A 22,100-nucleotide genomic window follows, 5' to 3' on the forward strand; every position below is an offset into this window, starting at 1 on the left:
CGTCCCCCTCAGGCGGCGTGACGGCCACCACAGGGCGCCGGCAGCAGGCCGGCAAAGCGGGCGCGACCCTCGGAGCCGCGTGGCCGCCCCTCGCCGGCGCGGGCATCCACCGTGCGCGGCTGCGGCGCCGGCCGGTTGAGATAGCGCCGCAGGCCTTCCGCCTGTTCGTCTTCGCCCAGCACATGGATGTGGATTTCTTCCGCATCCAGCCGCTGCGCCGCCTGACGGGCCACCTCGCCGGCCGGGCCCACCCACATGGCGATGGAGCCCGCCGGGGTGCGCCGCGCGACGATGGCGACGGCATCCGGATAGTCCGGCGCCGCATCGGCGGGATAGACCGAGAACACATGCCGCGTACCGTCGGTGTCACGCCAGAAGCGATAGCGCGCGCCAAGGGCGCCGTGCTTCAGGCCGCTGAGGCAGCCGGCATCGGACAAAGGGGTCAGGAGCGAATCAGTCGCGTTCATAGGAACGAAACTAGAACACCCAAGAATCCCGATCAAGAGTTTTCCACAGGGGTGGACAGCGGGGATCCCGCCAGCCGCTCGGCCAGCTCCTTCGGCGCCCGCGCGCCGAGCTCCCGCAGCCCAGCTTCGAGCAGGCGGTCGCTGGCCCCCTCGATGTCGTGCTCCAGGCGCGCCATGAAGTCGGCGCGGCCCAGTCCGGCGGGGATCGGCGGCAGGATCTCGACCCGGATCGTCCCGGCCCGCTTGGTGATGGCGCGGCGCGGCCAGAACAGGCCCGAATTGAGGGCGATGGGCAGGCAGGGCACGTCCAGCGCCCCATACAGATGCGCCACGCCGAACTTGTAGTCGGGCGGCGCCCCCGGCGGGCGGCGGGTGCCCTCGGGAAAGATGAGGATCTGCCGGCCCTGCCCCACCTCGACCCGGGCCGCCCGGGTCATGGCCTTCAGGGCCGACATGCCGGCGCTGCGGTCCACCGGAATCATCCCGGTCTTGGCGAGGAACCAGCCGAACACGGGAATACGGGTCAGTTCCCGCTTGAGGATGAAGGCGGGGTCGGCGAACAGCGGCAGCAGCGCGAAGGTCTCCCACGCCGACTGGTGCTTGGCGGCGATCAGCAGCGGCCCGGGGGGAATGTTCTCACGCCCGCGGATCTCCACCCGCGTGCCGCACAGGAGGCGCAGAAGGGTGTTGTTGGTGGCCACCCAGTACCGCACCGCGGTCCGCCACAGGGCCGCGCGGGAGAGGAAGGGCAAGAGCGGCGTGAACGCCAAGAGATAAAGCGTCGTCACCAGAAAGAAGACCATCTGGAACACGAACGAACGCAGCGCCGTCACCGGGCAAGCTCCCCTCCGCCGGCATCAGGGCGAAACGCGCGCCTCGGCGGGGGCGTGCGACCGCGCGGCGTCGGCCTCGGCCACGGCTTGCGCCGGGCGGATCTTCGCCTTAGCCATCATGTACTTCAAATATTCCTTGAAGAGCAGCTTCAGGGTGGCGGGATTGCGCCACCATTGCTCCGCCTCCATCCGCGAGGTGACCACGGGATAAGCCACCAGCTCCACATCAGGCAGGGAGCGGTTCAGTTCCACCAGGGCGCGCGGCATGTGCCAGGCGGAGGTCACCACCACCAGCGAGCGGAAGCGCTGGCTGCGCGCCCATTCGGCCGCCTCGATGGCATTGCCCCTTGTGTTGAGGGCCTTGTGGCCGAGATCGATGCAGCAGGTCAGCAATTCCTCGCCCGATGGCAGGGTGCGCTTGAGCTCGAGCGGAGAAGTGATGGGATTGACCCCGGTGATGAGCAGCCGCCGCCCCCGCCCCTCCGCCAGCAGATTGACCGCGTCAGCGATGCGCGAGGCCCCACCGGTGAGCACCACGATGGCGTCGGCGGGCTTGATCTGGATGGGCTCGCGCACCGGGATCTGCGTCAGGAAAGCGAGGAAGCCGGCGAACACCGTCAGGCCACCGAGACCCACCAGCAGCACCACCGCGATGAGACTGCGGCGCAGCAACTGGCGGCGCCAGCCACGACCCGGCGCAGGCGCAGGCCCAGCCTCGGCCTGTGCGGCCGCGGTCAGCGCATCGTGCTCCTCCGCCGTGCGCCCCTCTTCGTTGCGATGCTCGGATCGGCCAGGGGGCGACAAATCAGTCGCGTTCATACCCCAACCTTGCGGGCTGAATGCGGCGGCGGCGAGGACTTCACCGCCGCATGCGCGACGGCTGCGGCCTTCATTGGATCGTTCTCAACGTACGGTAAACGGTGATGCGCGACGTGAGCGCCGTCGCCAGGGCCACCACCAGCACCGCGCCGGCAATGCCCACGAAGCCCCAGATGCCGGGGTTGAGCCAGCCGAGGAAAGTCGGGTCCTCCGGATCGCCCACCAGCCCGAAGCGCGGCAGGCCGACGATGGCGCCGAACAGCAGCGCTGCGGCGCAGCCGCCGATCACCCCGCCCTGGGCGCCGATCTTCAGGAAGTGCCGCTGGAACTGGGCGGCGATGAAGCCGTCGCGGGCGCCGACGAAATGCAGCACCTCCACCACCGCCCGGTTGGTGGCCACCGCCGCCCGGGTGGCGAACACCACCGAGAGGATGGTGGCGAGCCCCACCAGCACCAGCAACACCACCCCGGTGAGCACGACCCCTTCCGCCATGGCGCCGAGCCGGCGCGACCACAGGCGATGATCATCCAGGGAGGCGGTGGGAATGCGATCGGACAAGGTGCGGCGCAGCTTGGCGAAATCCACCGCCGCGCCGGGCGCGATCTTCACCACCACCACCCGCGGCACCGGCAGGTCGCCGAGGTCGAGCCCGGCGCCGAGCCACGGCTCCAGCAGCCGCCCGGTTTCCTCTGTGGAAAGGATATGGGCATCGGTGACGCCGGGCGTGGTGCGGGCGATCTCGGCGGCCTGCTGTACCTGGGCGTCGGTGAGCTTGCGGTCGCCGGCGCGGATCTGGATGGTCACCTCGCGCGTCACGTCCGAGCGCCAGTGGCTGGCGGTGGAGCGCACCGCCAGTGCCGCGCCGATGGTGAGGGAGGCGAGAAAGGTCATGATGGCCACCACCGCCACCAGCGCCCGGCCGGCGATGGTGGCGCCGGGCACGATGGAGGTCTGCGGCCGCGCCTTGGGCGGGCGCGGCGCGCCCTCGGCGGCCTTTGGCGCGCCGTTGGCGGGGGCGGTGTCAGTCGTAGACATAGAGGCGACCGTCCGCGATCACGAGGCGCCGGGCGTCGTACTGGTCCATGAGCGCGATGTCATGGGTGGCCAGCAGCACGGATGTCCCGGTGCGGTTGAGTTCGATGAACAAGCGCAGCAGCCGCCGCGCCAGCGTGGGATCCACATTGCCGGTGGGCTCGTCCGCCAGCAGGAATTCCGGCCGGCCGATCAGCGCCCGGGCGATGGCCGCCCGCTGCTTCTCTCCCCCGGACAGCACCGGCGGCAGCACGTCCATACGATCGCCCAGGCCCACCCAGTGGAGCAGTTCGGTGACTTCGCCGCGATAGCTCGCCTCCTCCTTGCCGAGCACCCGTAGCGGCAGGGCCACGTTCTCATAGGTGGTGAGGTGGTCGAGCAGGCGGAAATCCTGGAACACGATGCCGATGCGCCGGCGCAGCACCGCCACCTCGTCCGGATCGAGCGAGGATACGTCGCGCCCGAACAACGTGATGAGGCCCCGGGTCGGCCGCAGCGACAGGAACAGCAGGCGCATCAGGGTGGTCTTGCCCGCGCCCGAGGGGCCCGTGAGAAACTGGAACGACTTCGGCGCGATGCTGAAGGTCACGTCCTTCAGCACCTCCGAGCCCATCCCGTATCGCAGGCCGACATTCTCGAACCGGACCAGATGTTCCACCCTTCCCCCGAATCGTCCGTGGCAGTTGCGAAAGCAACATAGACGATGCCGGCGGGCCCGCCCACCGCCGGGCCGTGCCGGCACCGGTGGTGCCAGGGATGGCGGTGGGCGGGCGGCGATCTGGACGGCTGCGGGCATCCGGTCCATGCTCCCCGCCTTGCTGAGAGGAACCATGTCCCTACCCAACATCTCCGTGCTGTATGACGAAAACCGCATTGCCGCGCGCAATCACGCCATAGCCGGCGAGATTGCCGCCATCGAACCGCAGAACCTGCTGGCGGTGGCGGTCCTGAAGGGCTCGTTCATGTTCGCCGCCGATCTGCTGCGGGCCATGCATGCCTCCGGCCTGGTGCCGGAAGTGGAGTTCATGCACCTGTCGTCCTATCGCGACGCCACCGTCTCCTCCGGCCATGTGGATATTCTGCGCGACCTGGAAAGCGACGTGCGCGACCGCGACGTGCTGCTCATCGACGACATCCTGGAATCCGGCCGCACCCTGGCCTTTGCCAAGGACCTGATCATGGCGCGGGGCGCGCGGCGGGTTCTGGTGTGCGTGCTGCTGGAAAAGCCCGGCAAGCGGGCGGTGCAGATCAAGGCCGATTTCGTCGGCTTCGAGTGCCCCGACGTGTTCGTGGTGGGCTACGGCATGGACGTCGCCCATGCCTATCGCCAATTGCCCTTTATCGGGCACATCCAGGGCCTGGAGTGAGCCGCCTCAGCCGGAGTTGCGCAGGCCCGCCGAGATACCGTTGATGGACAGCTGAATGCCGTGCAGCACCTGCTCGGCATCGGTCCTCCCGGCGCTTTTTTCCCCTCGCCGATGTAGCTTCAGGAACTCGATCTGCAGGTGGTTGAGGGGATCGAGGTAAGGGAAGCGGTTGCGGATGGAGCGATCGAGGGTCGGGTTGCCCTCCAGCAGCCGCTCCTGGTCCATGATGGCGTTGAGGTGGCGCACGGTGCGTTCATATTCAGCCCGGATGCGGCCGAAGATCGCCGCACGCAGCGCCGCGTCCTCCACCAGCTCGGCATAGCGCGAGGCCACCGCCAGCGAGCTCTTGGACAGCACCATGTCCATGTTCGACAATTGGGTGCGGAAGAACGGCCACTGCCGGTACATGTCCTTGAGGAGCGCGAGCCCCTGCGGGCCACGGGCGGCGAGGAACGCCTCCACGGCGGCGCCGAAGCCATACCAGCCGGGCAGCATCAGCCGGCACTGGGCCCAGGAAAACACCCAGGGAATGGCCCTGAGCGCGGTGATCGCCCGCGTCTTGGTGCGCGAGGCCGGCCGTGAACCGATGTTCAAGGTGGCGATCTCGCTGATCACCGTGGAGGCCCAGAAATAGTCCTCGAACCCCTCGGTTTCGTAGACGAGGGCGCGATAGGCCTGGAACGCGGTGGCGGACATCTCCTCCATGGCGCTCAGGAAAGCGGCGCGCGGCGCGCTCTCCTGGGGCTGCAGCAGCGAGGCATCCAGGGTGCCGGCCACCAGCAGCTCCAGGTTCCGCCGGCCCACCTCCGGGTGGGAGTATTTCGAGGAGATGATCTCGCCCTGTTCGGTGATGCGGATCTGCCCGTTCACCGCACCGCCCGGCTGGGCCAGGATGGCATCATAGCTCGGCCCGCCGCCGCGCCCCACCGAGCCGCCACGGCCGTGGAACAGGCGCAGCCGCACCTGATGGGCGCGGAACACCTCGATGAGGCCGATCTCCGCCTTGTACAATTCCCAGCCGGAGGTGACGAAGCCGCCGTCCTTGTTGCTGTCGGAATAGCCGAGCATCACCTCCTGCTCCTGCCCCCGGCTCGCCACCAGCCGGGCATAGGCGGGCAGTGCCAGGGCCGCCTCCATCACCCGGGCGCAGGCCTGCAGGTCGCCGATGGTCTCGAACAGGGGAATGATGTTCACCGCGCTGGTGCCCGCGGCGGTGACGAGGCCCACCTCCTTCAGCAGCAGCGCCACCTCCAGCAGGTCGGAGACGCTTTCGGCCTTGGAGATGATGGCGTTGGGAATGGCCAAAGGCCCCAGCGTGCGGTGGACCTCCGCCGCGGCGCGGAAGATGGCGAGCTCGGAGCGCGTCTCCTCGGAATAGTCCACGAACGGCGAGGCGAGCAGCCGCGCGGTGCCCAGTTCCCGCACCAGCAGCGCCACCCGCGCCGCCTCGTCGAGGCCGGCATAGCCGGTGCCCGGCGCCACCTTCTCGAACAGCTCCGCCACGGTGCGCGCATGGACCTCGGAATTCTGCCGCAGGTCCAGGCAGGTGAGATGGAAGCCGAAGCAGTCCACCGCCCGCCGCAGCAGCCGCAGCCGGCCCCGCGCGAGGATCCGCGAGCCGTTGGCGCACAGGGAATGGTGGATGACATCCAGATCGGCCCGCAGCGCTGCCGCCTCGCCATAGGGCCGCGCCGACCCTGGCGCAGCGGCGCCGTCGAGGGTCAGCGCCGTGGCCCGCAGCCGCTGCAGGATGTGGGCGAGAACCAGCCGATAGGGCTCCTCGCGCCGGCTGAGGGAGGGATCGGTGGACGCCGCCGCCAGTGCCTCCAGCTCCGGCGAAACGCCCACCAGGCGGCCGGCGATGGACAATTCCGACGCCAGCGCCGTGAGCTCCGCGTCGTAATGGGCGAAGATGCGGGCCCGGTGCAGACGCATGGTCTGCTCGAGCACCTCGGCGGTGACGAAGGGATTGCCGTCCCGGTCGCCGCCGATCCAGCTGCCCATGCGCAGGAAGGAGGGCAGCTCCCGCGCGGCCGCAGGCGTCTCGCGCGCCCCGTCTCCGGTCACGTCCCCCGTGCCCTGCCGCGCCAGCTGGTCCTCCAGGGCGCAATAGAGGCGCGGCAGCTGATCGAGGAAGGTGTAGTCGTAATAGGACAGGCCGTTGGTGACCTCGTCCTGAACCGTGAGCTTGATCCGGCGCAGCAGCGCCGTCTGCCACAAGGTGAGCACGGCGCGGCGCAGGGCGTCGTCCTCCGCCTCCCGCTCCTCCGGGGTGGGGGCCACCCGTTCGCGCCGGTCGAGCAGGGCGGCGATCTCCATTTCCCGGTTCAGGGTGCTCTTGCGCCGCACTTCGGTGGGATGGGCGGTGAGCACCGGGCTGATGCGGGCGCCGGCGAAGACATCCGCCAGCACCTCGGGCGCGATGCCCCGCGCCGCCGCCGCATCGAAGGAGAAGCCGAGGCTGCCCGGCAGGGGCGGCGCACCGGCGATGGCGCGCGCCCGCGCCAGCCGGATGTGGTGCTGATCCTCGGCGAGATTGGCCAGGTGCGAGAAATAGGAGAACGCCCGGATGATCTCCACCGCCCGCTCCGCCGACAGGTGCGCCAGCAGCGCCTCGAGATCCTGGCGGGCGGCCTCGTCGCCATCGCGATGAAAGCGGATGGACGTCTGGCGGATCTGTTCCACCAGATCGAACACCACCTCGCCCTGCTGGGCCCGCACGGTGTCGCCGAGAATCCGGCCGAGCCGGCGGATGTCCGCCCGCAGGGGCAGATCGTCCAGGCTGTGGTTCTGGCCCTCGTCCATCGGCTCAGCGGCCAATGGCTCGGCGGTGTCGAACTGCGGCTCGTACCCCGTCATCCGCGCTCCCCCATTTCTGTCGTTGCACGTCAGTCTCAGGGAATTGATGGGATGGCGGAAGGCGTGAGATCAGCGCAGGGGGGCCGGCTCCGCCAGCGATGCCTTGGCGGCGCACGCCAGCAGCGCGAAGGTGGCGGCGAAGAAGTCCGCCAGCGCGTCATGGCCGAGCGCCGTCAAGACGCCGCCACCGCCGCCCTCGTCGCGCTCCACCAGCCCGGCCGCCTGGGCATCCTTCAGCAATTGCAGCACATGGGCGCGGGACACATGGAACCGCCGGGCGAGATCGGCGATGGAGGGGCTGGGCTGGGCGCTCGCCTGCGCCACGTGCAGGGACAAAAGCACCATCAGGCCGCTGTCGCGATCGGCGAGGTCGGCCAGCAGCGGCGCGTGGTCCAGCACCCGGAAACCGGAGCGGAAGCTGTCGCCGAGGGCGATGGCCAGGCGGTTGAAGAAGGCGGGATCATCGAGCCGGGCCACCACCGTGGCCACCTGCGGATCGATCTGCGAAATGGCCTGGAACTGGCTCACCCAGCGCTGCCGGTGCAGCGCCAGCATTCGCGCCGTGGGGGCCAGCGGCTTCGAGCGCCGGTCGCCCCCCTCCTCCACCGGGGCGAGGTAGCCGCCCCAGCGCATCAGCGCCAGCATGGCCTTGGCGCGGCCCCGGCTGCACACGCCGGTTTCCGCCGCCAGCGCCGCCATGCGTCCGACGGTCAGGCTGCCGCCCTGCACCTCCGGCAAAGCATGCAGATAGAGCGCGAAGAAACCGAACAGCGTGCGCCCGCGATCATTCAACACCCGGTTGAGCAGACGGTTGCCCGTGTAGAGCGCGGCGAGCGCTGCCGCGCTCGACGTCATGGCGCGGGCGAAATCCGGATGGGCCTTGAGCCGCTCCAGTGTCGCCGCGCTTACCCCATCCACCAGCCATGCGGGCGCCGGCGCCGCAGCGCCGGCCGCCCATTGCTTCACCCCAATCACGATGCCCCCCGCACGGGCTCACCGCGCGCAGCCCTCGACCTGCGGCGGAACCTCACCTGATCCCCACGACCACGAAAAGGGCACAATCGGCCCATTGCGGTCAATGTTCGTCATTGAGATGCCCCCGTCACCTGCCTAGCGGTGGGGCGTTCCTCCTGTCACGAGGCAGATCATGAAACGGATCGCCCTTTCCGCCCTGGCGGCGCTCGGCCTGCTGGGCCTGGCGGCCCCCACCGCGGAAGCCGTTGTCTATTGTAAGAGCGTAGGTGTGCCCAAGGGCTGCGTGGCGCGTCCGGCAGCGCCGGCGGCACGGGCCGCGGTGCACTGCACCCGACCCGGCTATCCGGTCGGGTGCGTACCCGGTGCCGGCGCGCCGGGCGTTGGCGTCACCCGTGGCGTCGGCGTGGGTGCCCCCGGACCGGGCGTCGCCCCGGCCAATGCCGGCGGCCCCGTCAACCGGGTCGGCATCCGCTGACGCCCGTTCCCACCGCATCACAGGAGACAGAAGAGTGATGAAGACGTTCGTTTATGCGTGCGCCACCCTCGGCGCGCTCGTGGCCGCCGCCCCGGCCTTCGCCGACCAGGCCGCCGCCACCAAGTGCGCCTCGGGCCTCGATGCCAACGGCCAGGCCATCTATGCGGCGGCGGCGCCGCAGGCGGCCTCCACCTCCGACCTGCGCGGGCTGATCACCAGCGTCACCAAGTCCCTGGTGACCGGCGGCACCGTGCCCATGGGCGCCGCCCGTGGCGCGGCGGAAGCCGCCGGCACCTGTCTCGCCAAGCTGCGCTGAGACCACGCGACAGGGGCGCCGCGCGGCCGGCCCTTGCCGGAACCGCGCGGCGCCCGTTATGGAGGGGGCACCCCTGATGCCCCGCTTGGGGCGGAGCCCTGCTGATGCCGCTCACGCCCGATGCCCTGCTGGCCCTCCTGGCCGCCCACCAGATCCCGGCCGAAACCTTCGATCACCCACCGCTGCACACGGTGGCGGAATCCAAGCTCCTGCGCGGTGTCGTTCCCGGTGCGCAAACCAAGAATCTGTTTCTGCGGGATAGCAAGAAGAACTACTTCCTGATCTCCCTGGCCGCCGATGCCGTGGTGAACCTCAAAAGTCTGCGCGAGCCGCTCGGCGCCCGCGGCTCGCTCTCCTTCGCCAGCCCGGAAGCCTTGTTCGAGCGGCTCGGCGTGCTGCCCGGCTCGGTCACCCTGCTGGCCCTCGCCAACGATCCGCAGCACACCGTCACCGTCGGCATCGACGCGGCCCTGCTGGCGGCCGACGCCATCGGCTGCCACCCCCTCACCAACACCCGCACCACGGTGCTGACGCCTGCCGCGCTGCGCGCCTTCCTGGCGCTGACCGGCCACAGCCCCATCCCCCTGACGCTGGCCGCCTCCGACGCGCCGCCGTCCGCCTGACAGCGCCACGGGACGCCGCCCCGCCAACATTCCTGAAGGCTCACGCCGCTTCCATGCGCGGGGGCACGCGCGCCCCGCTTCGACGCAAAAACGGCGGGGCGAGCGCCGATCCACACAGGATCCGACGCCCACCCCGCCGATGCCGCAGTGGCCCGCCCGGAGCCCGGGCGGGGAAGCTCAATTGCCGCCGTCGAGCAGGCGGCGGGCGATCACCTGGGCCTGGATTTCCGCCGCGCCCTCGAAAATGTTGAGGATGCGGGCGTCGCACAGGATACGCGACACCGGATATTCCAGCGCGAAGCCGTTGCCACCATGGATCTGCAGGGCGTTGTCCGCCGCCGCCCAGGCAACGCGGGCGCCGAGCAGCTTGGCCATGCCGGCCTCCAGATCGGTGCGGCGCCCCTCATCCTTGGCGCGGGCGGCAAAATAGGTGATCTGGCGGGCGATCATGGTCTCCACCGCCATCATCACGATCTTGTCGGCCACCCGGGGGAAGGCGAACAGCGGCTTTTTGAACTGGATGCGCTCCTCGGCATATTTCAGGCCCACCTCCATGGCTGCCTGGGCCACGCCCACGGCGCGGGCGGCGGTCTGGATGCGCGCGCTCTCGAAGGTGGTCATCAGCTGCTTGAAGCCCTGGCCTTCCTCGCCGCCCAACAGATTGGCCGCCGGCACCGTGAAGCCGTCGAAGCCGATCTCATATTCCTTCATGCCGCGATAACCGAGCACCTCGATCTCGCCGCCGGTCATGCCCTCGGCCGGGAACGGAGTCTCGTCAGTGCCGCGCGGCTTTTCCGCCAGCAGGATGGACAGGCCCTTGTAGCCCGGCTCGTTGGGATTGGTGCGCACCAGAAGGGTCATCACGTCGGCGCGAACCGGATGGGTGATCCAGGTCTTGTTGCCGGAGACCTTGTAGACATCGCCCTCCTTCACCGCGCGGGTGCGCAGGGAGGCAAGGTCCGAACCGGTGTTGGGCTCGGTGAACACCGCCGTGGGCAGGATCTCGCCGGAGGCGATCTTGGGCAGGTAATGGGCCTTCTGGTCCGCAGTGCCGCCGGCCAGGATCAGCTCGGCGGCGATCTCCGAGCGGGTGCCCAGCGAGCCGACGCCGATATAGCCCCGGGACAATTCCTCGGTGACCACGCACATGGCCTCCTTGGGCAGGCCGAGGCCCCCGAAATCCTCCGGAATGGTGAGGCCGAACACGCCCATCTCCGAGAGCTGGGCGATGATCTCCAGGGGGATGTACTCGTTCTTCAAGTGCCATTCGTGGGCATGGGGCGCCACTTCCGCTTCCACGAAGCGGTGCATCTCCGTGCGCATGGCCTCCATGGTCTCGTCGAGACCCGCCTCGCCGATGGTGCCGGTGGGATGGGTGGTGCGGATGATGTCGGCCAGGGCGGCGCGGCTGGCGGTGGTGTTGCCATGGGCCAGCAGCTGGGCGATAGCCGGTTCGGCCGCCAGCTCGGAGATGGTGGAGATAGGCAGGTAAAGGTCGGTGAGCCGGACAATCTCGCCCTGGCTCATGGGAATGCCGCCAAGGATCTGGGCGACATACTCGCCGAGGCCGATCTGCACGATCAGCTTCTCGGTGGCGCCGAACTTGCCCATGTCGGCCAGGCGGTCGGCATAATGGACCAGCTCGCGCACGGAGAAGACATAGGTGGCGAGCCAGGCAAGGCCATGGGTGGCGCGCTGCTCGCGCTCCAACAGCGCGGACGAGATCTTGCCGCCCTCGCTCACCTTGGCGCGAATCGTGGAGGTCGCTTCCGCCAGCAGTTTCTCCAGCGTGTCCGTCGCCACCCGGCCGAGGGCGACCGCATCGATGGGGCTCTGATCGAGCGGACGGAGGGCAGCGGTGGCGGACATGGACGATCTTCTCCCATTCGTTGTGCAACGCGAAATCTATCCTTGCCCCGGAACCATTCCAAGGCAATGGCAGATTGAATCCCGATAGAATTACCCCTCACTCGCCGCTGGCATCCATCTCGGCCAGGCGCTGGGCGAGGTCGTCGAGATTGTCCCGCACATGGCCGCAGGCGGAAATGGCGGCAAACAGCGCGGTCAGCTCGGCGCCGCCCATGCTGTCGAGATTGCCACCGGCATTGAGCCGGTCCACCTCCCCCTGGAGGGCGCTCACCGCCGCCCGCGCCGTCAGGGCCGCGCCGGTGACATCCACATCCTTCTCACCGTCCAGCCGGCGGGCCAGGGTGGACATGTAATCGGCGAGCCCCGCCACCGCCGCGTCGAGGTGCGGCGACACCAGCGCCACCAGCGGCGCCGACAAGGTGGCGTCCGCCCCGCGCAGCAGGATGATCACCGAATGCCACAGCCGCCGGCAACTGCGCACCACCGGCGTGGGATCGGAATAGCCCGACAGGGCCCGCTCGGCCTTCGCCTCGGCGATACGCGCGTCGGCGGCGCGCAGGGCATTGCGGGCCTGGGTGTTGAGACTGTCGATGCGCGCCGGGTCGAGCCCCCGCCCCAAAACCCCGTCGCGCCCCAGCGCCAGCAGCGTGGCGCACAGCCGCACCGCCGTGGCGCAGTGGGGAAACAGGAAGAACAGGGCGCGGGCCGGCAGCACCAGCAGCGCGCACAACACCCCGACCACGCCGCCCACGCCGATCTCGAACACCCGGTGCAAACCCGACACCCACGGATCCAGATGGGAGGGATCGGACAGCACCACGATCACCACCGTCACCGGCGCCAGCTTGTACTTGGCCGATTTCGCCGCCAGCGTGCTGGTGACGAACACCGCCACCGCCAGGGTCAGGAAGGTGAGCCCCATGGACGGGCCGGCAATGATGGCCGCCACCACGCCGACCACGCCGCCCACCACCGTGCCCAGGGCGCGGTCCACCGCCACCGAGAGGCTGGCGCCGATGGTGGATTGCACCACCAGCACCGCCGTCAGCACCGCCCAATAGCCGTTGGGCAGGCTCAGTCCATAGGCGAGGCCATAGGCCGCCACCGCCGCCACGCCGGCGCGAAAGCCGAGCTTGTACTGGGCGGGCGTGAACAGCTTCAGAAGACGGGTGAGAACAGGGCTGGACATGGGCTCCCTCGGTGGGACCGGCCGAAGAAGACCAATGGCACGGTCCGGCGGCGGCCTCCCGTTACGGCAGAACAGGCGGCGCCGGCAATCTAGCATGCTCCCACCGGCACGCACCGGCAGCGATGGCGACATCCACATACGACGGCGACGGAGAAGGCGGAGAGCAAGGTGGAGAACGGAGTGACTTGCCATCCGCAGCGGAAAGCCCGATGTCTCGCGCAACCGGGAGCCGACATGCTGCGCCGCACCCTTCATATCGTTCTCGACGCGGTGTGGACCTTCACCGCCGATGACGGCTGGGCCATCGCCAGCCACATCGCCCTGTCGGCGCTGATGTCGCTGTTCCCCTTCCTGATCTTCGTGACGGCCCTGGCCGGCTTCCTGGATCTGCGGCCGCTGGCCGACGAAACCATCCAGATCATCCTGGAAAGCTGGCCCCGGCAGGTGGCCCAGCCCATCGCCCACGAGATCCACAATGTGGTGAACCAGGTGCGCACCGACGTGCTCACCTATGGCGTGGCCCTCGCCATCTACTTCTCCTCCAACGGCATCGAAAGCCTGCGAATCGGCCTCAACCGCGCCTATGGCGTGAAGGAGATGCGCGCCTGGTACTGGCTGCGGCTGGAATCCATCGGCTATGTGATGCTGTCGGCGGCGGCCATCCTGGCCCTGTCGTTCCTGGTGGTGCTGGGGCCGCTGCTGTGGCAGGCGGCGGTGGCGCAGCTGCCGGCGCTGGCGCCGTTTTCCAGGATCGTCACCCTGGCCCGCTTCGCCGCCACCTCGATCATCCTGGTGGTGGCGTTGCTGGTGGCCCACCTGTGGTTGCCGGCAGGGCGACGCAGCCTGGGCGAGGTGGCGCCGGGCATCCTGGTCACCCTGGTGTTGTGGCTGGTGGGCGCCTCGGCCTTCGGCACCTATCTCGCCGAATTCCCCGGCAATTACGTCTCCACCTACGCCGGCCTGTCGTCGGTGATGATCGCCCTGGTGTTTTTGTACCTCACCGCATCCATCTTCGTGTTCGGTGGCGAGTTCAACGCGGCCATCGCCCGCGATCGCCAAGCCCGCCGGCCGGCGCCCGCCGGGGAACCGGCGACGGCACCCGGGACCCCATGACCGGGACCACGCCCAAGCCTGATGGGCGCCAATCGGCCACCGCGCTGGCGGTGCAGCGGGGCGTGTTGCGCCATCTGGCCGCCCATGGATGGGTGGGGATCACCGAATTCGCGCTCGCCTCCGGCCGGCGGGCCGACGTGCTCGCCATCGACGGGCGGGGGGAGATCGCCATCATCGAGATCAAGTCCTCGCTGCAAGATTTCCGCAGCGACGGCAAATGGCCGGAATATCGCGCCTTCTGCGACCGGCTGCTGTTCGCGGTGCCGGCCGATTTCCCGGTGGAGGTGCTGCCCCAGGACGTGGGCCTGCTGCTGGCCGATGGCTTCGGCGCCGCGCAGATGCGGGAGGCGCCGCGCCATCCCCTCGCCCCGGCCACCCGCAAAGCCCTGACCCTGCGGCTGGCCCGCGCCGCCGCCAGCCGCCTCACGGCGCTCCACGATCCGGCCCTGCTGCGGCAGGATCTGTGACGCCGGCGCGGCGGGTCGGCTTCGCCTCAGCGCGGCGCGCGCTTGGCCAGGATGCGCTGCAACGTGCGCCGATGCATGGACAGCCGGCGGGCGGTCTCCGAGACATTGCGGCCGCACAGTTCGTACACCCGCTGAATGTGCTCCCAGCGCACCCGGTCGGCGGACATGGGATTTTCCGGCGGGTGCGGCTTGTGATCACCGCTGGCCATCAGCGCCGCCACCACGTCGTCGGCGTCGGCCGGCTTGGCGAGATAATCGACGGCGCCGAGCTTCACCGCCGTCACCGCGGTGGCGATGTTGCCATAACCGGTGAGCACGATGGCGCGGGCGCCCGGGCGCTGCCGCTTGAGGGCGGAGATGACATCGAGACCCGAGCCATCGCCGAGGCGCATGTCCACCACCGCATAGGCCGGCGCCGCCTCATCGACGCGCGCCAGGCCATCGGCCACGGTTTCCGCGCTGGTCACGAGGAAGCCCCTGGCTTCCATGGCCCGCGCCAGGCGCTGCAGGAAGGAGCGATCGTCATCGACGATCAGGACCGTGCGGTCTTCCCCCACTTCGAGCGGCGTCGTCTCATTCATCGTGATCTGTCCTCGTCGACCTGCTGCGCGGCCCGAGCCCGCGCCCTGAGTGCAATGGCACCGGAACCCTGTGCCGGCTTTTACCCTTGTTTAGAGGCAGAATAGCCCGCTCCGCGTCCGTTTGTCGCGTCATGTTCCGCTTCTATGGCCAATGCCGGGCGCGGCCAAGTGATCCGGATCAATGCGCCGGTCTGCGGCGGCGGCCGGTTCTCGAAGGTGAGGCTGGCGCCGGTGCGCTCCAGCAGGGTCTTGGCGATGAAGAAGCCGAGCCCGAGTCCACTCTCCTCATCCTCGTCCTGGCGGTCGCGGGCGCGGGAGGTCACATAGGGCTGGCCGATGCGGGCGCTCACCTCCGGGGAGAAGCCCGGCCCGTCGTCCTGCACCACGATGACGAGGCTGGAGGGCGTCCACTCCGCGGCGATGTCCACCCGGCTGCGGGCGAAGTCCACCGCATTCTCCACCAGATTGCCCAGGCCATAGAGCAGGCCCGGGTTGCGGTTGATCACCGGATCATCGGCGTGTTCCAGCGCCTCGATGCCGATGGTGATGCCGAAATTGCGGTGCGGCTCCACCACCTCCTCCAGCAGCAGGCGGATCGGCATGCGGTCGAACGGCGCATCGCCGGAGCGCAGCGAGGTCAGGGTCTGCAGAATGTCGCGACAGCGGCTGACCTGGTCGCGCAACAGCGCGACATCCTCCGCATAGGGGTTGTCGGGCGGCATGGAGCGCTGCATCTCCTTCACCACCAGAGCGATGGTGGACAGCGGCGTGCCCAGCTCGTGGGCGGCGGCGGCCGCCAGCCCGTCGATGGCCGACAGATGCTGTTCGCGGGCCAGCACCAGTTCCGTCGCCGCCAGCGCGTCGGCCAGTTCCCGCGCCTCCTCGGCGATGCGCCAGGCATGCATGCCGATGAAGCCGATGGAGACCGTGAGCGCCACCCAGATGCCCGCGAGATAGAGGTCCGGCAGCACCGGCACCGCATCCCCCGCCCAGGGCAGCGCCCGGGCCCAAAGGCCGACCGCCCCGGCGCAGGCCGAGGCCAGGATGCCGAGCAGCACCGTCGTGCTCCAGGCCAGGCCGGTGGCCGAGATCATCACCGGCGCCAGATAGAGCAGCGCGAATGGATTCTTGAGGCCGCCGGTCAAGTAAAGCAGCGCCGTCAGCTGCAGCAGATCATAGGCGAGCAGCGGCCCGGCAGCGGCGTCCGACAGGCGCCGGGCCACCGGATACTTGGCCCGCAGCAGCACATTGACCAGCGCCGAAAGAATGACGACCGCCAGGCAGGAGCTCAGCGGCAGCTGAAATCCGAGCAGCAGACTGACCACCACCAGGGCCGCGATCTGCCCGGTGATCGCCAGCCAGCGCAGACGAATCAGAGTGTCGACCCGAAGTCCAAAGGACCGCCCATGCAGAGGAGGGGCGAATGCTGGATTCATCTCATTCACTTTCACGCAAGGTTCGGCGCGTAACACTCAATGTCGCAAAGCGCGACAATGTGACATCTTGGCCATAGTGCGAGATGAGATCCCGCCTATGTCTTTGGTTGGCATTGACCGCGATGGAAACAGGGCACAACCTGCGTCTCCAAATAAAATAGCGAGGAACGCACATGGCCATCGGAGAGTTCACGGGGGCGACACAACGCCCGGCGCACGTGGAAACTGGCGTGGATCTCGGTCTGTCGACGCCGTTGTACTGGCTCTACGAGATGGGACATGCTGCTCTTAATCCCTCCCGCGCCATGGCCGACGCCAGCCGCCTGTTTCTGAAAAATCCCATTAATCCGGTCTCTCACACCACGCTCGGCAAGTCGATGGCGGCGGCGTGCGAATTGTTCGAGCGCACCACCCGCCGTTACGGAAAGCCCGACTGGGGAATCACCGAGACCGTGTCCAACGGCCAGCGGGTGCCGGTGCATCTGAATACCGTCTGGCACCGGCCGTTCTGCAATCTGCTGCATTTCGAGCGGGCGTTCGAGCATCCGCCGCGGCAGCGCCAGCCCAAGCTGCTGGTGGTCGCCCCCATGTCGGGGCATTACGCGACCCTGCTGCGCGGCACTGTGGAAGCCATGCTGCCCAACCACGACGTCTACGTGACCGACTGGGTGGACGCCAAGCTGGTGCCGGCCTCGGAAGGGCAATTCACCCTCTCCGACTATGTCGACTACATCATCTCCATTTTCCACCGCCTCGGCGGCGACTGCCATGTCATGGCGGTGTGCCAGCCGGCGGTGCCGGTGCTGATGGCGGTGGCGCGCATGGAGGCGGAAGACGACCCCTATGTGCCCAAGTCCATGATCCTCATGGGCGGCCCCATCGACACCCGCGAAACGCCCACGGCGGTGAACGCCCTCGCCAAGGATCGCGGCATCGACTGGTTCCGCCGCAACGTCATCACCACCGTGCCGTGGCCCCATTCCGGCGCGCTGCGCGAGGTCTATCCCGGCTTCCTGCAGCTCAACGGCTTCATGAGCATGAATCTCGACCGCCACCTGCAGGCCCATTGGGACCTGTTCACCCATCTGGTGAAAGGCGACGGCGATTCGGCGGAAAAGCACCGCGAATTCTATGACGAATATCTCGCCGTCATGGATCTCACCGCTGAATTCTACCTCGAGACCGTCGAGAACGTGTTCATCACCCACAGCCTGCCCAAGGGTGAGATCATGCATCATGCCCAGGTGGTGAAGCCGGAGGCGATCCATCGCGTGGCGCTGATGACGGTGGAAGGGGAGAAGGACGACATCTCCGGCATCGGCCAGACCAAGGCCGCCCATCGCCTGTGTCCGCGCATTCCAGAGGACAAGCGGGCCCATTGGGAGCAGCCGGGCGTCGGCCATTACGGGGTGTTCAACGGCTCCCGCTTCCGGGCCGAGATCGCACCGCGCATCGCCGATTTCATCCTGTCCCAGGAGCTGCCGCGCGGCACGGTGCGCGACAAGGTCGAGCCGGCCCCCGCCCCCACCGGCAGCGACGAGCCCGACGTGTTCGCCCTACCCGCCAAGGTCACCGCCCTTTATCCCCGGAATGCTGCGCCCTAGCTCTGGTCGGGGGCCCGCGAACCGGAGAAGATGACATCAAATCGTCATCAGGCTCCTCAAGACTGGTGCCCTCATGCCGCTGTTTCGCCGCCAGGACCTGAAGGCGCCACGGGCGCCCACCGAAGCCATCGAGCTGGCGCTCGATGGTGAGGTTCTGCACGTCGCCGTGCGCCGGCATCCGCAGGCCCGGCGGCTCACCCTGCGGGTGCGCGCCGCCGCGCGCGACGTCACGCTGACCGCTCCGCCCCACGTCTCCGCGGCCACCGCCGCCGATTTCGTGCACCGGCATCGGGAGTGGGTGCGGGTGCGCCTCGGCCGGCTGCCGGAGGTGGTGCCCTTCGCCCCGGACGCGCTGGTGCCCATCCGCGGCGTGCCCCACCGCATCATCCACCGCCCCGAGGCCCGCGGCACCGTATGGCTGGGCGAATGGGAGCCGGGCGCCCCGGCCCTGTTCGTGGCCGGCGCGGCCCCCCACGTGGCCCGGCGCGTCAGCGATTTCCTCAAGCGCGAAGCCCGGCGGGAGCTCACCACCAGCGTGCGGCGTCACGCCCAGGCGCTCCAGGTCGAGGTGGGCCGGCTGACCCTGCGGGATACCGCCAGCCGCTGGGGCTCCTGCTCGGCCCGGGGCGATCTCTCCTTCTCCTGGCGGCTGATCCTGGCGCCGCCATCCGTGCTCGACTACCTCGCCGCCCATGAGGTGGCGCATCGACTGGAGCTGAACCACGGCCCGCGCTTCTGGCGGCATGTGGAGCGGATCTTCCCGGCCCGGCGCGAAGCCGAGGCCTGGCTGCGCCACCACGGGGCGAGCCTGCACCGCTACGGCGCGCCTTAAGGTCCATCCACCGTCAGCAGAGGCCACCGGAAGGCCCACGCGGATGGGGAGCCATCAGCGGCGCCTGCGGCCTGGACCGTCGGCCCCGCGCCCGGCCGCCCTGTGTGCTCCCCTGTCCTTCAGGTCTTCGGCGGGTGGGCGAACAGAACGCGCGTAAGCACTGGCAGGGCGATGGACAGGCCCACGAACCGGAACAGGTGGTGGGCGCTCATGAAGGCCGGGTCATAGCCCATGGCGAAGCCCAGCGCCGCCATGGCTTCCAGCGCGCCGGGCGCGAAGGCGGTGAGCATCTTGCCGAAGTCGTCGCCGGTGAGGTGCACGGCGCACAGGGCGAAGGCGGCGGACACCACGATGGAGACCACGAACGCCCCCACCGACACCACGATGTAGGAGCGGATGGTGGCGAGCCGGGTGCCGAGGAAGCGCACCCCCACCCCGGCGCCGAGCACCACGAAGGCCGGCAGCAGCAGCAGCGGCGGCACCACGGCATCGGACCAGCCGCACAGGTGCATGCCGGCACTGCCGACCAGGGCCCCGACGATGAGGCCGCCCGGCAGCCGCAGCGCCGCCGCCGCAAGGCCGCATGCGGTGGTGACGGCGAACAGGATGAGGACATCCAGCATCCCGGAGACATGGGGCGGCGGCTGCAGCCCGCCGCCCGCGAGGCCGGTGACGCCCAGCACATTGGGCAGCGCCGCCACCAGCAGGAACAGCCGCACCGTCTGCACGAAGGCCACCTGCCGCAGGTCGGCCCGGGTCTCCTCCGCCATGGCCATCACCGCCGAGAAGGCGCCGGGGGTGGAGGCGAACAGGGCGGTCTCCAGCGACCAGCCCGCCACCCGCGTGAGGAACAGCACGCCGGCGAGCATGCTGCCCACCACGCTGGCGGCCAGACACGCCATGCTGATGGGCCAGCTGCCGGCCCGCACCAGCATGTCCGGGGTCAGCACCGTGCCCATGGAGGTGCCGAGGATGATGAAGGCCACGAACCGCAGCCCCTCCGGCACCGCCACCTGCACCCCCGCCAGCGCCAGGACGAGGGTGAACACCAGGGCGCCGGAGATCCAGCCGGCCGGCAAGCCGAGCCACCAGAACACAGCGCCGCCGAGCGCGCCCGCGCCCAGTGTGGCCAGGGCCGCCAGCCCCTGCTGCACGGCGGCGGGCGAGGGGCCTTTCACGAGCGGTCGAACGCGGTCTCGAGGGCGGGCGCCGCTGCCCCACCATGGGCGCGGATCCAGGCGGAGAGCCGGCGCGCGGCCTCCTCGAGCTGAACCGCGCCACGGGCGAAGCACAGGCGCATGAAGCCCTCGCCACCGGGCCCGAAGGCGGTGCCGGGAGCGATGCCCACATTGGCCTCGTCCACCAGCCGCAGCCCTAGCCGGGCGACATCCCGATGGCCGTTGATGCCGAAGAACAGGTAGAAGGCGCCATCGGGCTTCACTAGATCCACCTTGCCGGTGGCCAGCAGCGCATCGGCGACGATGTCCCGGCCGGCCCGCGCCCGGGCGATCTGCTCGGCCACGAACGGCTCGCCCTGCTCCAGCGCGGCGATGGCACCGCGCTGCATGAAGGCGGCGACGCCGGAGGTGGAATATTGGATGAGGTTCTCCACCACCTGCCCGAGCCGCGGATCCGCCTCGATCCAGCCGATGCGCCAGCCGGTCATGGCCCAGTTCTTGGAGAAGGTCTGCACGAAGACGATATGGTCGTCCGGCGTCATGATGTCGTGGAACGACGGCGCCCGGGGCGCATCGGCATAATAGAAGCGCCCGTAGATCTCATCGGCGATGATCCACAGACCATGGCGGCGCGCCAGCGCCAGCACACCCTCCAGCTCCGCCCGGGTGGCCACGAAGCCGGTGGGGTTGGCGGGCGTGTTCATGAAGATCGCCCGGGTGCGGGGCGTCACCGCCGCCTCGAACCGCTCCATGTCGAGCCGGAAGCCATCGGCGCCGTAACGGAAGGGCACGGCCACCGGCACCGCGCCGGTCTTCTGGGCCGCCGCGGCGGCATTGGGCCAGGAGGGCGAGGGAATCAGCACCTCGTCCCCCGCCGCGAGCGCCATGGCGAACGCGATGAGAATGGATTGCATGCCCGATCCGGTCACGAAATACCGCTCTGGATCCTCGGCCACGCCATACACCCGGCTCATGTAGCGGGCGATGGCCGCCCGCAGCTCCGGAAGGCCGCGTTGCCAGGTGTAGAAGGTCTCGCCGGCGTGCAGCGCGGTGGCGGCCGCCTCGCAGATGAAGGCGGGGGTCGGCACATCTCCTTCCCCTGCCCAAAGGGGAATCATGCCCGGCCGGTCGCGCCCATAATTCATCACCTCGACGATGCCGCTCTCCGGCAAGGCGAGAATGTGCGCGCGCACCTGCTCAAGATAGGCGGCATCGGTGACGGAGGGTGACAGCGGCATGACGAAATCCTGAACCTGCGACGTGTTCGGCGCCGGACCATAAGGCCGCCGCGCGCCGGAAACCCATCAAATCGATTGAAACACCCATCACCGGTGATGATGGGCTTGCACCACCGCAACATGGTTTTGCGAACCGAGCCATTGTTGCCACCGCCCCGGCTGCCTAAATGGCAGTGACCACCTTTATTGCCCCTTCCCTTCTTCGGATTTTCCCATGACTCAGAAGATCGACCAGGCTGCCATCGACCAGCTTTTCCTCAACGCGCGCTCCCACAACGGCTGGACCGAGACCCCGGTGAGCGAAGCGGAGCTGCGGGCGCTATACGACATCGTGAAGTTCGGCCCCACCTCGGCCAACACCCACCCGGCGCGCTTCGTCTTCGTCACCAGCGCGGAGGGCAAGGAGCGCCTGAAGCCGGCGCTGTCGCCCGGCAACCTCAAGGCCCTGGCGGCGCCCGTCATCGCCATCGTCGGCTATGACCTGAACTTCTATGACAAGATTCCGGAGCTGTTTCCGCACAACCCGGGCTTCCGCGACCTGTTCGTGAACACCCCGGCGATGGTGGAACCCCACGCCTTCCGCAACTCGTCCCTGGAAGGCGCCTATCTCATCATCGCCGCCCGGGCCCTGGGCCTCGACGTGGGTCCCATGTCCGGGTTCGATGCGGCCAAGGTTGATGCGGAATTCTTCCCCGGCGGCACGGTAAAGACCAATTTCATCGCCGCCATCGGCCATGGCGACCATTCCAAGCTGTTCGATCGCCTGCCGCGCCTCGCTTTCGAGGACGCCGCCAAGATCGTCTGATCCTTCAACCCTGCCCCGGGA

General features: G+C 69.0%; 22 protein-coding genes. 9 read left to right on the forward strand and 13 right to left on the reverse strand.

Annotated elements, in window-relative coordinates; genetic code table 11:
• Nucleotides 1–8: 8 nt before the first annotated feature.
• From MEU52_RS07650 to ftsE, 5 genes are all read right to left on the reverse strand, one after another.
• Nucleotides 9–467: a hypothetical protein gene (locus MEU52_RS07650; protein ID WP_238120550.1), complete on the reverse strand. Its 459-nt coding sequence runs from the start codon at nucleotides 465–467 to the stop codon at nucleotides 9–11.
• A gap of 32 nt (nucleotides 468–499) precedes the next feature.
• Entirely contained in the window at nucleotides 500–1,300 is an 801-nt protein-coding gene (locus MEU52_RS07655; protein WP_238120549.1) for a lysophospholipid acyltransferase family protein, read from the reverse strand.
• A gap of 24 nt (nucleotides 1,301–1,324) precedes the next feature.
• Nucleotides 1,325–2,119 carry a YdcF family protein gene (locus tag MEU52_RS07660; protein ID WP_238120548.1) on the reverse strand — a complete coding sequence of 265 codons (795 nt, stop codon included), beginning with the start codon at nucleotides 2,117–2,119 and terminating at the stop codon, nucleotides 1,325–1,327.
• Nucleotides 2,120–2,189: 70 nt separating this feature from the next.
• A complete protein-coding gene (locus MEU52_RS07665) occupies nucleotides 2,190–3,155 on the reverse strand; it encodes a cell division protein FtsX (protein WP_238120547.1) in 966 nt (321 codons plus the stop codon).
• Nucleotides 3,142–3,801 (reverse strand): cell division ATP-binding protein FtsE, encoded by a 660-nt coding sequence (ftsE, locus tag MEU52_RS07670; protein ID WP_238120893.1) that lies wholly within the window; start codon nucleotides 3,799–3,801, stop codon nucleotides 3,142–3,144. Before ftsE ends, MEU52_RS07665 begins: the two co-directional genes overlap by 14 nt.
• A 181-nt stretch (nucleotides 3,802–3,982) precedes the next feature.
• Here ftsE and hpt point away from each other — a divergent pair, with 181 nt between their 5' ends.
• Entirely contained in the window at nucleotides 3,983–4,519 is a 537-nt protein-coding gene (gene hpt, locus MEU52_RS07675; RefSeq protein ID WP_238120546.1) for a hypoxanthine phosphoribosyltransferase, read from the forward strand.
• A gap of 6 nt (nucleotides 4,520–4,525) precedes the next feature.
• Here hpt and ppc read toward each other — a convergent pair whose 3' ends face one another.
• Nucleotides 4,526–7,324: a phosphoenolpyruvate carboxylase gene (gene ppc, locus MEU52_RS07680; RefSeq protein ID WP_238120892.1), complete on the reverse strand. Its 2,799-nt coding sequence runs from the start codon at nucleotides 7,322–7,324 to the stop codon at nucleotides 4,526–4,528.
• 123 nt (nucleotides 7,325–7,447) lie between these two features.
• Nucleotides 7,448–8,353 (reverse strand): MarR family transcriptional regulator, encoded by a 906-nt coding sequence (locus MEU52_RS21935; protein ID WP_238120545.1) that lies wholly within the window; start codon nucleotides 8,351–8,353, stop codon nucleotides 7,448–7,450.
• A 172-nt stretch (nucleotides 8,354–8,525) separates the two neighbouring features.
• Between MEU52_RS21935 and MEU52_RS07690 the strand changes: the two genes are divergently transcribed.
• The 3 genes from MEU52_RS07690 to MEU52_RS07700 all read left to right on the forward strand — a co-directional run bounded on the left by MEU52_RS07690 (nucleotide 8,526) and on the right by MEU52_RS07700 (nucleotide 9,767).
• A complete protein-coding gene (locus MEU52_RS07690) occupies nucleotides 8,526–8,828 on the forward strand; it encodes a hypothetical protein (RefSeq protein WP_238120544.1) in 303 nt (100 codons plus the stop codon).
• 37 nt (nucleotides 8,829–8,865) lie between these two features.
• Nucleotides 8,866–9,144 (forward strand): hypothetical protein, encoded by a 279-nt coding sequence (locus MEU52_RS07695; RefSeq protein ID WP_238120543.1) that lies wholly within the window; start codon nucleotides 8,866–8,868, stop codon nucleotides 9,142–9,144.
• A 104-nt stretch (nucleotides 9,145–9,248) separates the two neighbouring features.
• Entirely contained in the window at nucleotides 9,249–9,767 is a 519-nt protein-coding gene (locus tag MEU52_RS07700) for a prolyl-tRNA synthetase associated domain-containing protein (protein WP_238120542.1), read from the forward strand.
• A gap of 177 nt (nucleotides 9,768–9,944) precedes the next feature.
• Here MEU52_RS07700 and MEU52_RS07705 read toward each other — a convergent pair whose 3' ends face one another.
• The gene (locus MEU52_RS07705; RefSeq protein WP_238120541.1) at nucleotides 9,945–11,636 is read right to left on the reverse strand and encodes an acyl-CoA dehydrogenase family protein; all 1,692 of its coding nucleotides are present in this window, start codon (nucleotides 11,634–11,636) and stop codon (nucleotides 9,945–9,947) included.
• 97 nt (nucleotides 11,637–11,733) lie between these two features.
• A complete protein-coding gene (locus tag MEU52_RS07710) occupies nucleotides 11,734–12,825 on the reverse strand; it encodes an FUSC family protein (protein ID WP_238120540.1) in 1,092 nt (363 codons plus the stop codon).
• A gap of 234 nt (nucleotides 12,826–13,059) precedes the next feature.
• On the opposite strand from MEU52_RS07710, the gene MEU52_RS07715 reads away from it, so the two are divergent.
• Entirely contained in the window at nucleotides 13,060–13,938 is an 879-nt protein-coding gene (locus MEU52_RS07715; protein WP_238120539.1) for a YihY/virulence factor BrkB family protein, read from the forward strand.
• On the forward strand, nucleotides 13,935–14,405 hold the full coding sequence (locus tag MEU52_RS07720) for an MmcB family DNA repair protein (RefSeq protein ID WP_238120538.1): 471 nt from the start codon (nucleotides 13,935–13,937) through the stop codon (nucleotides 14,403–14,405). The genes MEU52_RS07715 and MEU52_RS07720 overlap by 4 nt, the downstream gene beginning before the upstream one ends.
• A 26-nt stretch (nucleotides 14,406–14,431) precedes the next feature.
• Here the strand turns inward: MEU52_RS07720 and MEU52_RS07725 are convergent, their stop codons facing one another.
• The gene (locus tag MEU52_RS07725) at nucleotides 14,432–14,986 is read right to left on the reverse strand and encodes an ActR/PrrA/RegA family redox response regulator transcription factor (protein ID WP_238120537.1); all 555 of its coding nucleotides are present in this window, start codon (nucleotides 14,984–14,986) and stop codon (nucleotides 14,432–14,434) included.
• Nucleotides 14,987–15,066: 80 nt separating this feature from the next.
• A complete protein-coding gene (locus MEU52_RS07730; RefSeq protein ID WP_238120536.1) occupies nucleotides 15,067–16,422 on the reverse strand; it encodes an ActS/PrrB/RegB family redox-sensitive histidine kinase in 1,356 nt (451 codons plus the stop codon).
• Nucleotides 16,423–16,595: 173 nt separating this feature from the next.
• Between MEU52_RS07730 and MEU52_RS07735 the strand changes: the two genes are divergently transcribed.
• The gene (locus tag MEU52_RS07735) at nucleotides 16,596–18,026 is read left to right on the forward strand and encodes a polyhydroxyalkanoate depolymerase (protein WP_273546098.1); all 1,431 of its coding nucleotides are present in this window, start codon (nucleotides 16,596–16,598) and stop codon (nucleotides 18,024–18,026) included.
• A 73-nt stretch (nucleotides 18,027–18,099) separates the two neighbouring features.
• Entirely contained in the window at nucleotides 18,100–18,858 is a 759-nt protein-coding gene (locus tag MEU52_RS07740) for a M48 family metallopeptidase (RefSeq protein ID WP_238120535.1), read from the forward strand.
• A 119-nt stretch (nucleotides 18,859–18,977) separates the two neighbouring features.
• Here MEU52_RS07740 and MEU52_RS07745 read toward each other — a convergent pair whose 3' ends face one another.
• Together MEU52_RS07745 and MEU52_RS07750 are read right to left on the reverse strand one after the other, a co-directional pair.
• Nucleotides 18,978–20,036, reverse strand: a complete 1,059-nt coding sequence (locus MEU52_RS07745; protein ID WP_238120534.1) for an AbrB family transcriptional regulator — start codon at nucleotides 20,034–20,036, stop codon at nucleotides 18,978–18,980.
• Nucleotides 20,033–21,274 (reverse strand): pyridoxal phosphate-dependent aminotransferase, encoded by a 1,242-nt coding sequence (locus MEU52_RS07750; protein WP_238120533.1) that lies wholly within the window; start codon nucleotides 21,272–21,274, stop codon nucleotides 20,033–20,035. Before MEU52_RS07750 ends, MEU52_RS07745 begins: the two co-directional genes overlap by 4 nt.
• A gap of 214 nt (nucleotides 21,275–21,488) precedes the next feature.
• On the opposite strand from MEU52_RS07750, the gene MEU52_RS07755 reads away from it, so the two are divergent.
• Nucleotides 21,489–22,079, forward strand: coding sequence for a malonic semialdehyde reductase (locus MEU52_RS07755; protein ID WP_238120532.1), 591 nt, complete (start codon nucleotides 21,489–21,491; stop codon nucleotides 22,077–22,079).
• Nucleotides 22,080–22,100 lie beyond the last annotated feature (21 nt).

It is taken from the genome of Xanthobacter sp. NM-25 (genome assembly GCF_022138605.1).
Taxonomy (GTDB): Bacteria; Pseudomonadota; Alphaproteobacteria; order Rhizobiales; family Xanthobacteraceae; genus Xanthobacter.

What these genes read in the sequence shown, in the direction of transcription:
- MEU52_RS07650 (WP_238120550.1), bottom strand. Translation starts at nt 467, where the DNA reads ATGAACGCGACTGATTCGCTCCTGACCCCTTTGTCCGATGCCGGCTGC.
- MEU52_RS07725 (WP_238120537.1), bottom strand. Translation starts at nt 14,986, where the DNA reads ATGAATGAGACGACGCCGCTCGAAGTGGGGGAAGACCGCACGGTCCTG.
- MEU52_RS07755 (WP_238120532.1), top strand. Translation starts at nt 21,489, where the DNA reads ATGACTCAGAAGATCGACCAGGCTGCCATCGACCAGCTTTTCCTCAAC.
- MEU52_RS07720 (WP_238120538.1), top strand. Translation starts at nt 13,935, where the DNA reads ATGACCGGGACCACGCCCAAGCCTGATGGGCGCCAATCGGCCACCGCG.
- MEU52_RS07660 (WP_238120548.1), bottom strand. Translation starts at nt 2,119, where the DNA reads ATGAACGCGACTGATTTGTCGCCCCCTGGCCGATCCGAGCATCGCAAC.
- MEU52_RS07665 (WP_238120547.1), bottom strand. Translation starts at nt 3,155, where the DNA reads ATGTCTACGACTGACACCGCCCCCGCCAACGGCGCGCCAAAGGCCGCC.
- MEU52_RS07730 (WP_238120536.1), bottom strand. Translation starts at nt 16,422, where the DNA reads ATGAATCCAGCATTCGCCCCTCCTCTGCATGGGCGGTCCTTTGGACTT.
- ppc (WP_238120892.1), bottom strand. Translation starts at nt 7,324, where the DNA reads ATGGACGAGGGCCAGAACCACAGCCTGGACGATCTGCCCCTGCGGGCG.
- MEU52_RS07695 (WP_238120543.1), top strand. Translation starts at nt 8,866, where the DNA reads ATGAAGACGTTCGTTTATGCGTGCGCCACCCTCGGCGCGCTCGTGGCC.
- MEU52_RS07735 (WP_273546098.1), top strand. Translation starts at nt 16,596, where the DNA reads ATGGCCATCGGAGAGTTCACGGGGGCGACACAACGCCCGGCGCACGTG.
- MEU52_RS07750 (WP_238120533.1), bottom strand. Translation starts at nt 21,274, where the DNA reads ATGCCGCTGTCACCCTCCGTCACCGATGCCGCCTATCTTGAGCAGGTG.
- MEU52_RS07710 (WP_238120540.1), bottom strand. Translation starts at nt 12,825, where the DNA reads ATGTCCAGCCCTGTTCTCACCCGTCTTCTGAAGCTGTTCACGCCCGCC.
- MEU52_RS07705 (WP_238120541.1), bottom strand. Translation starts at nt 11,636, where the DNA reads ATGTCCGCCACCGCTGCCCTCCGTCCGCTCGATCAGAGCCCCATCGAT.
- MEU52_RS07715 (WP_238120539.1), top strand. Translation starts at nt 13,060, where the DNA reads ATGCTGCGCCGCACCCTTCATATCGTTCTCGACGCGGTGTGGACCTTC.
- MEU52_RS07740 (WP_238120535.1), top strand. Translation starts at nt 18,100, where the DNA reads ATGCCGCTGTTTCGCCGCCAGGACCTGAAGGCGCCACGGGCGCCCACC.
- hpt (WP_238120546.1), top strand. Translation starts at nt 3,983, where the DNA reads ATGTCCCTACCCAACATCTCCGTGCTGTATGACGAAAACCGCATTGCC.
- MEU52_RS07700 (WP_238120542.1), top strand. Translation starts at nt 9,249, where the DNA reads ATGCCGCTCACGCCCGATGCCCTGCTGGCCCTCCTGGCCGCCCACCAG.
- MEU52_RS07690 (WP_238120544.1), top strand. Translation starts at nt 8,526, where the DNA reads ATGAAACGGATCGCCCTTTCCGCCCTGGCGGCGCTCGGCCTGCTGGGC.